We start from the raw sequence: 10,142 nt of genomic DNA, 5'->3' as shown, positions 1-10,142 counted from the left end.
CACGAACAGAGTTTATACGAATTTTGTTTCCAAGACGTTCTTTGTTAAAGGCTATTAATAAGAATTTTAGAAAGAACTTCAGCAATAATTAAGACGATTGCGAAATAAATATAATATTGCCATTTTTTTAGATTCGTAGCAGTTCTGAATCCATTGACTAACAATGTGATGGAGTAAATAAGGAGAATCATTAATATGGATGAAGCTGCGAGAATGGAAACCAATTCCATGGTGTCGAATTTTATATTTTCTAAATGGTCTTTGTTGGCTAAAACCTTATTAGTAATCTTATTAAAAAGAGGAATATTAATGAATATACCTGAAATGTAAATGGGAATTCGGTAAATCATCGAAATGCTAAAAATGTCTATAATTCGAGTTTTGGCATTGATGATTTTTCCTAAAATAATTAACAAAACGGAAACTGCCAAAATGTTGATGGCATTCTCCTTTAATGATTCCATAAATGTAGTGGCTGAAGGATGCGCATCAAAAACACCATCATAAGTTACAGAAAAGGAGTTTCCAATAAAGCTTCCTATGATTACAGACAAGACCCCGACAATTAGTAAATGTTTTTCAGAGAATTTTAAAAACGGATTGAAGATGTATTTCCAGTTCATATTAAAGGGTTTTTAATTGTTTGATTTTTTCGATAAGATCATCCATTTTATTTCGCATGGTCGGATAAGACAGTTCTGCCTGCTTTGCCATTTCTTTGATACTCCCGCTGGAGAGAAAAAATTCAAGAATAAAATCCTGCTCGTCTCGACTTAATTTCAGATAAAGTGGTAAATCATAATTACCGCTTACGTTGGTGTTGCAATGGTTGCATTTCATTTGACTTACGTTAAGTGAGCTTTCGCAACTTGGACAAAATATGGGTAGTTTCATTATTTTTTCTGATATTTTATTTAATAAAATTAAAAATTAGTTTAACAAAGTTAAAAATAATGTTGATATTTAAAAGTATTTCTTTATTAAATTGTAAATAAATTAATTCAAATAAAATTTGAATTGCTGAAAATCTCTAATTCGATAGGAAATTTTTATCTTTGAAAACCTAATTTAGATCGCGGAAATTTGGGATCAGATACAACTTAAAATTTATAACATTATGAAAACCTACGCAGATATACCCGAAGAAAATGCACAATTGGAAACCTCGAAAGTAATGCTCGTAACCGTTCCTTACGATGGAACTTCAACTTGGGGAAAAGGTGCTGACAAAGGCCCGGAACTTTTTTTGGACGCTTCCGAAAATATGGAATTGTATGACATTGAAACAAATACAGAACCTTATTTAGAAGGCGTTTTTCTCGCAGGAGAAATTACCGAAAAATCTTCGCCAGAAGAGATGACAGAAGCAGTTTACCAAAAAACAAAAGAACTTTTGAATAACGACGGAAAATTATTTACCCTTTTCGGTGGCGAACATTCTGTTTCTATTGGTTCGATTCGTGCGGTTGGTGAAAAATATGAAAATCTAACGGTTTTGCAATTAGATGCTCACACCGATTTGCGTCCAGAATTTCATGGATCTACTTCTAATCATGCTTGTGCGGTTTATGAAGCGAGCCAGAAACATAATTTAGTCCAGGTCGGGATTCGTTCCATGGATGTTAAAGAAATGGAATATGTAAATAAAGAGCAGTGTTTTTGGGCACACCAAATTGCAAATAACGAAAACTGGATCAATGATGTTTTAGAAAAAGTTTCAGGGAATGTTTATATCACGATTGATCTGGATGCTTTTGATCCTTCCATTGCGCCATCAACAGGAACTCCTGAGCCAGGCGGTTTGCAGTGGTATCCAACTTTGGAATTGCTGAGAAAAGTGTTCGAGAAATGTAATGTTGTCGCTTTTGATATTGTAGAATTAATGGATTCTCCGATGCCAAAACCTACAGCGTTCTTAGCTGCAAAATTGTATTACAAAATGTTGGCGTATTATCATATCAATAACAATTAAAAAATTAAATATCAATATCATAAAGACCCATAGAATGCTATGGGTTTTGTTTTTTAACGCTCCAGTAAAATATCATCTACATCTTTCATTCTGTTCATCACAGATCTTGCATAAGAACAATGTGGATGCACTTTCCAGTTGTTTTCTCGGGCGAACTTAATGCTTTCTTCGACCAGATATTTTCCCATTCCTTTTCCTTCGAATTTTGGATGGACTAAGACGAAAGAAATAATTAATTTATTTTCTTCGGGGAAAATGGTGTAAGTTAATCGTCCAACTTCTTCTTCATCATTATTTAAAATTAAAACGCCGCCATTTCCGGATCTGTTATTTTCGTATTTCATAATATGCCATTTTGTTGTTTAAATTTATGAAAAATAAATGGAAAAGTGATTTTATAATTTTAACTGATCTTGTTAGGACGCAAACTCTGCAGCCCGACTTGAGTGGAGCTCTTTTTATGAAACGAAGTGGAATAAAAAAGCGGGAACGGAAGGCGGAAATTGCTGCCATAAAAAACAATAAAAAATTAAAAAAGATTCTGCTTTGCCGAATGTCTGCCCAAATAATAAAATTTATTTAAAGATCTTTTCCTGTGTAGAAATTATAATCTTTGATGATGACATTGATGAATTGTCGTTCGGTCATTTTCGTGGGATCGATTTCTAATTTCAGGATTTCTTTAATTTTGGTTGAGAGTTTTGAAACCACTTGTCGGTCATCAATTTTCAAGGCTTTTTGGTAATTTTCTTTAATGATTCTCACGTCGTTATCGGACAGTGCGATGACTTGCGGGAAAAGAGGAATGTAATCTTCTTTGAGGTTTTCGAGGATAGTGTGTGAAATATTGACACGATTTTTTAAAGAAATAACCGCCGTCCCAGAAGCGATATCGCCCAGCCTTTGGTTGTTTTTTGAAACAATGGTGCTGACTAAACCGACCACGCCAGAATTAGACCAGATGTCTACCAGTCGGAAAAACCAACGCATTAAATAATCGCCAAAACCAGCTTGGAATCCATCGATTTTTACCACTTTTATTTTGACGAGTTTTTTTCCAAAAGTTTGACCTTCCATAAAGCTTTCGCAAACCAAGGTGTAAATGTAAATCGGAAAAGTGAGGATAATGACGATCGCTGTTTGCGACCAATTGTCCATTCCATCGAGTATTGAAGAGAGTTTTAGAATTCGAATAAACACCAAAAAAAGAACAAATAAATAGGCTGCAATAATTAGAATATCAATGAAGAATGCTAATATTCGTTCGCCAATACTTGCTGTATTGAAATTAATATTTACATTTTGTGAAGTATTTATAGCGATCAGCGACATATTTTTATTATTTTAGCATCAGATGAGAGAGGTTGCATTTATCAAACAAAATAAAGAAAAATGGTTGGGAATCGAGCAGGTTATCGCAGGAAAAGTTAAAAAAAATCCGGATGATCTCTCTTCGCTGTACATTAATTTGGTGAATGACCTGTCGTTTGCGCAAACTTATTACCCGAAAAGTAAAACCACGATTTATCTCAATTATCTTTCTTCCCTTATTTTTCAACGAATTTATAAAACGAAAAAAGCAGAACAAAATCGATTGTTTGAGTTTTTCAAAACAGAAGTTCCGCTTTTGGTTTATCAGTATCGCAGGTATTTGTTTTATGCGTTCGGATTTTTTATTCTGTTTACGCTCATCGGTTTTATTTCTGCTTATTACGATAAAGAATTTGTAAGGATTATTTTAGGTGATGAATACGTGAACAAAACGATTGAGAATATCGAAAAGGGAAATGCAGTAGGCGTTTATCAACAAGGTTCTGATTGGGGAACGTCGATTTCGATTATTTTTAATAATTTGAAAGTTGGCGCAATTCTCTTTATTTACGGCGTTTTCGGTGGCGTAGGAACTTTGTATGCGTTATTGCAAAATAGCATTATGCTGGGCGCATTTCAATATTTTTTTCACGAACACGGTGCATTGAAAGAAAGTGCAAGTGGAATTTGGCTTCACGGTGTTTTCGAGATTTTCAGCATGGTGGTGGAAGCGATGGCAGGTTTAATTTTAGGTGCATCCATTTTATTTCCGAAAACCTATTCGCGTTTTAATTCCTTTAAATTAGGTTTTAAAGATGCTTTCAAAATATTTTTAAGTACCGTTCCATTTACCATTGTCGCTGGGATTATCGAAGGTTATGTGACAAGATATGCGTTGGTAATGCCGGGAATTATAAATGTTTTTCTTATTTTCGGTACTCTTTTTTTAATTGGTTATTATTATTTTATTTATCCTTATTTAGTAGCAAAAAAAATACAATTACATGATGCAATTTTACCAGAAACGGGACTTCGGAACCTTCATTAGTGATACTTTTGGTTTTTTTAAAGAACACGGAAAAAACTACTTTAAAAATTATCTTTTAATCAACGGGATTCTTTTAATTCTAATGGTTCTAATTTTTGTTATTGGTTATCGCGAATTATTCTCGCAAATATTGGGTTCTAATACCAGCGGACAGAATTATTATTTCCAAGCTTATTTTCAGGAAAACCAAGCGATGCTTATTTTGGTTTCCACCATTGTGTTTTTTCTGTTTCTGGCGGTAACGATGGTTTCCTATTCCTACCCGATTTTATATCTGAAAAGATTGAGTGAAACCGGTGATAAAAACATTAAAGCCGACGATATTTTAAGTGATCTGAAAAGCAATATCGGGCGGTTTCTGAAATTGTTTCTCGGACTGTTTTTTATCGTAACTCCGTTGGCAATGATCGTTTTCGGACTCTCGGTGATGTTAATGTTTATCCTGATCGGATTTTTGCTGATATTTTTAGTCGGACCCACTTTGATGAACATCGTTAATTTTTTAATGTTCGATTATTTCAATACCAGGAAAGGCTTTTTCGAATCTTTGAGTTATGCCGTAAGAGCGCAGTTTTCTTATAAAAATGGCCGGGAAAAATCTCCTTTTTGGAAATATTGGGGCTCAACCATTGTGATGTATTTGATCATTCAAACGGTTTCGTCTATTTTCACGATGATACCGATGATGTTTGTTTTTGGCGGGATGATGACCGTTCCTCAATCGGGAGAATTACAGCAAAACCCTTTTGAAGGGCCGATGGGAATTTTTATTTTTATCATTTACGGAATTTCCCTTCTGTTTTCTTTTTTAATGATTAACGTTATTTTTGTAAACTCCGGGTTGCAGTATTATGACAGCCGCACAGACCTTCATCGGAATTTGGATTTATCAGAAATCGACACGATTGGCACCAATGAAATTTAGAATATTTTTCTTCTTTTTTGTACTCCTAATTTTCGATGGAAATTCGCAAGAGCTTCCACCACCGCCGATGTCTAATTTTAAAGATTCGGTAGAAACCATTGAGAATGGGCAATATTACACCGATTCTCTTTTGCTTGAAAAACCTACGACTGATAATAGTGTTTTTCTTAAAAGTTTTCAGGAGAAATTTCAATCCAAATACAAAGGTGCTGATTACGATTATACCACGATAAAACCGCAGGAGTCGCTTTGGCAAAAAATAAAAAAAAGTCTGAGAAAAATTTGGGAAGCCATTTTCGGAAAAGTCGATCCCAATAAAACCTCTTCTTATGCAGAAACCATCATTCGGATTTTTGCAGTCATCGTCTTCGGTTTTGTCCTTTATTTTTTAATTAAATTTTTACTGGGCAAAGACGGAAATTTCTTTTTCAGCAAGAAGAATAAGAAAATAAATATTGCCAATCAGGATCTTCACGAAAATATCCACGAGATTAATTTTAGTGAAAGCATTGAAAAATTCGAAAAACAGAAAGATTACCGTTCCGCAGTTCGTTATCAATTTTTATTAATCTTAAAGAAATTAGCTGATAAAAAACTTATCAATTGGAATCCTGAAAAAACCAATAAAGATTATTTGTCAGAACTAAAAACGGATGATTTAAAAAACAGTTTCAAAGAACTGGCTTATATTTTCGACTACGTTTGGTATGGTGAATTTGAGGTTAACGAAGAGAGTTATCATAATTTCAAGCAGAAATTTTTTAATTTTAAGATATAGAAAAACCTTGAGAGGTTCTTACAAACATGAATAAAACATTCAAATTATACGGTGTAATTTTCATCATTGTGGTGGCGGTTTTGGCGTTGCTGGAATTGACCAAATCCGATGTTACCGATTGGCGTAAGAATTTCGATGTTAATGAAAAATCACCTTTTGGTTTGTATGTTTTCAGTAAAGAAGCGAATCACCTTTTAAATGATAAGGTAAAACGAACCGATATTTCGCCCTATGATTTCTACAAAACTCAAAAATTAAAACCTCATAATATTTTAATCATTCAATCACAAATTGATTCAGAATCCTGGAATAAAATTCTTCAGAACGTAGAAAACGGTTCAGATGCACTGATTATTTCTGATTCTTTTAATAGAAAAATTGCGGATTCGCTTGGTTTTTCGCCTTCAAGAATAAGTTACGAAGATTCTAATTTGTTATTATTGACCGATGAAAAATTTGTGCAGGATTCTTTGAAAGTAGATAAATTGCCTTCTGGAAAAGGTTTTGAGTTAATTCTGGAGACCGATGAGATTTTAGGAAAAGAAGCAAGCGATAGTAAAATGGCGAATTTTATTAAAGTTAAACATGGCAAAGGTCATCTTTATTTGCACTCAGAACCGTTGATATTAACGAATTATTATTTGCTAAAACCCGGAAACGAAAAATATGTTCAGGATGTATTTTCTTATCTTCCAGATCGGGAAACGGTTTGGTTTTCTGGGGCGAATAAAAATGTAGCCGAATCGCAGTCCCCTTTGAGATTTATTTTGTCGAAACATGCATTGCGTTACGCTTGGTGGTTGTTATTAGGTGGGCTTTTATTGTTTATCATTTTTAATGCAAAACGCAAACAGAGAATTGTTCCCATTATCGAAGCCAAGAAAAATAAATCCGTAGAATTTGTAAAAAGCATCGGAAATTTATATTTACAGGAAGGCGATTTCCACGATATGATGGCGAAAAAAGCACAGTATTTTCTCAATCACGTGAGAATGGATTTGTTGATTGATACTAAAGATTTAGATGAAAAATTCATTCATCTTCTTCATTTGAAAACCGGAAAAAGTATAGAGGAAATCACGGAAGCAACAGCGTTAATCAAAAAAGGACAAGATCCTTATGCAAGCGTGATGCAAGCAGATTTAATAAAAATGAATAAATTGTTAGACGAAATTTTGCAATAAGATTGCTTTAACTTTAATTAAAATAAACGACCATTGAACCCAATATAATTATGGAAAATTTTGAGACTCAAAATCAAGAAAATACAAATACAGAATTTCATTCCCGATTGGATATGACCGAACTTCAACAAAGTTTGGAACAGGTAAAAGCAGAAATCGGGAAAGTCATTATCGGACAAGAATCGATGATTGAGCATTTGTTGGTCGCACTTTTGTCGAATGGTCATGTTTTGATCGAAGGCGTTCCCGGAGTTGCGAAAACCATTACTGCGAAATTATTGGCAAAAACGGTAGATGTCGGTTTCAGCAGAATTCAGTTTACGCCTGATTTAATGCCTTCGGATATTTTGGGAACTTCGATTTTCAATGTTAAAAATTCTGAATTTGAATTCAAAAAAGGACCGATATTTTCCAGTTTTATTTTGATTGATGAAATCAACAGATCACCTGCGAAGACGCAATCTGCATTGTTTGAAGTGATGGAAGAACGCCAGATCACGATGGATGGGAAACAATACGAAATGCAGGAACCTTTTTTGGTGGTTGCAACGCAAAATCCGATTGAACATGAAGGAACGTATCGCCTTCCGGAAGCACAACTGGACCGTTTTTTATTTAAAATTAATGTCGGTTACCCAAATCTTACTCAAGAAATAGAAATCATTAAAAATCAGCATGAAAATAAACTGGAAGATAAAACCGATGCCGTACAGAAAGTGATTTCTGGAGCACAATTGAAGAGCTATCAACAATTGGTAAAAGACGTTGTTGTGGAAACTCAACTTTTAGAATATATCGCAAAAATTATAGTAAATACGAGAGAAAATCAATTCCTTTATTTGGGCGCTTCACCGCGTGCAAGTTTGGCGTTATTGACGGCTTCGAAATCGTTTGCTTCAGTTCGTGGACGAGATTTTGTAACGCCCGAAGATATCAAAGAAGCCAGTTACGCTGTTCTTCGCCACCGCGTGATGGTTTCGCCAGAACGAGAAATGGAAGGTTTAACCGCCGATGAAATTATTCGTCAGATTTTGGAAGCAATCGAAATTCCGAGGTAATACATTTTGTGGTGACAATATTAAAACATTAAGAAATGAAAAACCTATACCTTAACAACCGTCTTTTCTTCACACTTTTCGGTGTGGGAATCACTTATGTTCTTGCGTTTTTCTTTCCGGTTTTCATGTGGATTGCGCACGGTTTATTGATTGTCGTGGTGATTGCTTTCATTGTAGATTATATGCTTTTGTTCAATCAAAAAAATGCCATTCAGGCACAAAGAATTTTACCCGAAAAGTTATCAAATGGCGATCAAAATTCAGTAAAAATTGATCTTAAAAATAATTATCCTTTTCAGATTAAAACGAAAGTAATTGATGAAATTCCTTTTCAATTTCAGAAGCGGGATTTTAACATTGAAAGAATCATTAAACCTAAAAAAAATGTTCTTTTTGAATATCTACTCGAACCGAAAGAACGCGGAGAATATAGTTTTGGGAGTTTGAATGTTTTTGCGCAATCAACTTTAGGATTTGTTTCTCGGCGTTTTATTTTTCAAAAAGATGCGATGTTGCCAAGTTATCCGTCGTTTATTCATTTAAGAAAATATGAATTAATGGCGCTTCAGAACGAATTTCTTTTGGGTGGAATTAAAAAAATCCGAAAACTGGGACACACGATGGAATTTGAGCAAATCAAAGAATATGTTCCCGGCGACGATGTACGAACGATTAATTGGAAAGCGACTTCGAAACGAAATCAATTGATGGTGAATCAGTTTCAGGATGAAAAATCACAACGGATTTTCATGTTGATCGATAATGGCAGAACGATGCAAATGCCTTTCAACGGGTTGAGTTTACTCGATTATTCGATTAACGCAACGATGGCTTTAAGTCATATTATTCTGAAAAAAAATGATCGCGCAGGAATGATGACTTTCTCCAAAAAAACGGAACATAAAGTGGCTGCCGATAATAAATCGGGACAGTTGAAAAAGATTTCTGAGTCGTTGTATAATATTCAAACTACTTTGTTTGAGAGCGATTTCAGCAGGTTGTATCAGGACATGAAATATACCATTGGGCAAAGGAGTTTGATTTTACTTTTCACTAATTTTGAAACTTTAGATGCGGTAAACCGTCAAATGAAATATCTCCGCGGAATTGCGAAAAACCATTTGTTGGTGATTATTTTCTTTAAAAATTCTGAACTTCAAAGTTTAATCAATACCAATCCGGAAAATATTCAGGAAGTGTACGACGAGATTATTGCCGAAAAATTTGAATATGAAAAGAAATTAATTATTCAGGAACTTCGGAAATATGGGATTTACACGGTTTATACTTTGCCGGAAAATTTGAATATCGAAGTCATTAATAAATATCTGGAAATTAAAGCGAGAGGAATTTTATAATTAAAATCCTTATATTATACTTTTAAACGTAATTCATCTTAAATTTACAACATTATGAAAATAACACTCAACAGAATCAACGACGATTATTTATTTGAATGCAAAAATTCAATTGGCAATACGATTCTTTTAGATAATATTTCACAATCTGAAGGAACGAAAGGCGTTTCTCCGATGGAAAGTTTATTAATGGCAGTCGCAGGTTGCAGCGGAATCGATATGGTTTCTATCCTGAAAAAACAGAGACAGGAAATTACTAAGTTTTCTGCAGAAGTGGAAGGTGAAAGAATTCAGGTTGACGAGGCGAAACCGTTTAAAACCATTTTGGTTAAATTTTTTGTTGAAGGAAATATAGATCCCAAAAAAGCAGAACGTGCCGCTTCACTTTCTTTCGAAAAATACTGTTCGGTTTCTAAAACCATGGAACCGAATGTGACCGTGAATTATGAGGTTTTTGTGAATGGAGAGAAAGTGGGAGAATAAAATTTATTCCTTTTTCCATAAAAAA

The 10,142-nt window shown here is 34.1% G+C and carries 12 protein-coding genes; 8 read left to right on the top strand and 4 right to left on the bottom strand.

Features of this window, described 5'->3' with window-relative positions; genetic code table 11:
• Window positions 1–44: 44 nt before the first annotated feature.
• Together WBY99_RS11165 and WBY99_RS11160 are read right to left on the bottom strand one after the other, a co-directional pair.
• On the bottom strand, window positions 45–623 hold the full coding sequence (locus WBY99_RS11165) for a hypothetical protein (protein WP_423976412.1): 579 nt from the start codon (window positions 621–623) through the stop codon (window positions 45–47).
• 1 nt (window position 624) lies between these two features.
• On the bottom strand, window positions 625–894 hold the full coding sequence (locus tag WBY99_RS11160) for a DUF2089 family protein (protein WP_423976411.1): 270 nt from the start codon (window positions 892–894) through the stop codon (window positions 625–627).
• A 223-nt stretch (window positions 895–1,117) separates the two neighbouring features.
• Between WBY99_RS11160 and speB the strand changes: the two genes are divergently transcribed.
• A complete protein-coding gene (gene speB, locus WBY99_RS11155) occupies window positions 1,118–1,972 on the top strand; it encodes an agmatinase (RefSeq protein WP_423976410.1) in 855 nt (284 codons plus the stop codon).
• A gap of 53 nt (window positions 1,973–2,025) precedes the next feature.
• Here speB and WBY99_RS11150 read toward each other — a convergent pair whose 3' ends face one another.
• Both WBY99_RS11150 and WBY99_RS11145 read right to left on the bottom strand, forming a co-directional pair.
• The gene (locus WBY99_RS11150; RefSeq protein ID WP_423976409.1) at window positions 2,026–2,316 is read right to left on the bottom strand and encodes a GNAT family N-acetyltransferase; all 291 of its coding nucleotides are present in this window, start codon (window positions 2,314–2,316) and stop codon (window positions 2,026–2,028) included.
• Between the two features lie 235 nt (window positions 2,317–2,551).
• The gene (locus tag WBY99_RS11145; RefSeq protein ID WP_423976408.1) at window positions 2,552–3,304 is read right to left on the bottom strand and encodes an RDD family protein; all 753 of its coding nucleotides are present in this window, start codon (window positions 3,302–3,304) and stop codon (window positions 2,552–2,554) included.
• A 22-nt stretch (window positions 3,305–3,326) separates the two neighbouring features.
• Between WBY99_RS11145 and WBY99_RS11140 the strand changes: the two genes are divergently transcribed.
• The 7 genes from WBY99_RS11140 to WBY99_RS11110 are packed head-to-tail and all read left to right on the top strand — an operon-like array spanning window position 3,327 to window position 10,117.
• Window positions 3,327–4,331: a stage II sporulation protein M gene (locus WBY99_RS11140; RefSeq protein WP_423976407.1), complete on the top strand. Its 1,005-nt coding sequence runs from the start codon at window positions 3,327–3,329 to the stop codon at window positions 4,329–4,331.
• Window positions 4,288–5,256: a DUF4013 domain-containing protein gene (locus WBY99_RS11135; RefSeq protein WP_423976406.1), complete on the top strand. Its 969-nt coding sequence runs from the start codon at window positions 4,288–4,290 to the stop codon at window positions 5,254–5,256. Before WBY99_RS11140 ends, WBY99_RS11135 begins: the two co-directional genes overlap by 44 nt.
• Window positions 5,246–6,034 carry a DUF4129 domain-containing protein gene (locus tag WBY99_RS11130; RefSeq protein WP_423976405.1) on the top strand — a complete coding sequence of 263 codons (789 nt, stop codon included), beginning with the start codon at window positions 5,246–5,248 and terminating at the stop codon, window positions 6,032–6,034. Before WBY99_RS11135 ends, WBY99_RS11130 begins: the two co-directional genes overlap by 11 nt.
• Window positions 6,035–6,060: 26 nt before the next feature.
• A complete protein-coding gene (locus WBY99_RS11125; RefSeq protein ID WP_423976404.1) occupies window positions 6,061–7,218 on the top strand; it encodes a DUF4350 domain-containing protein in 1,158 nt (385 codons plus the stop codon).
• 50 nt (window positions 7,219–7,268) lie between these two features.
• Window positions 7,269–8,276, top strand: a complete 1,008-nt coding sequence (locus WBY99_RS11120; protein WP_423976403.1) for an AAA family ATPase — start codon at window positions 7,269–7,271, stop codon at window positions 8,274–8,276.
• 35 nt (window positions 8,277–8,311) lie between these two features.
• Window positions 8,312–9,634 carry a DUF58 domain-containing protein gene (locus WBY99_RS11115; RefSeq protein WP_423976402.1) on the top strand — a complete coding sequence of 441 codons (1,323 nt, stop codon included), beginning with the start codon at window positions 8,312–8,314 and terminating at the stop codon, window positions 9,632–9,634.
• A 54-nt stretch (window positions 9,635–9,688) separates the two neighbouring features.
• Window positions 9,689–10,117, top strand: coding sequence for an OsmC family protein (locus WBY99_RS11110; RefSeq protein WP_423976401.1), 429 nt, complete (start codon window positions 9,689–9,691; stop codon window positions 10,115–10,117).
• The last annotated feature ends 25 nt before the right edge of the window (window positions 10,118–10,142 follow it).

It is taken from the genome of Kaistella sp., assembly GCF_049588135.1.
Classification (GTDB): Bacteria; Bacteroidota; Bacteroidia; order Flavobacteriales; family Weeksellaceae; genus Kaistella.
The sequence above is the reverse complement of the archived record's forward strand: the minus strand, read 5'-3'. Positions and strand labels throughout refer to the sequence as shown.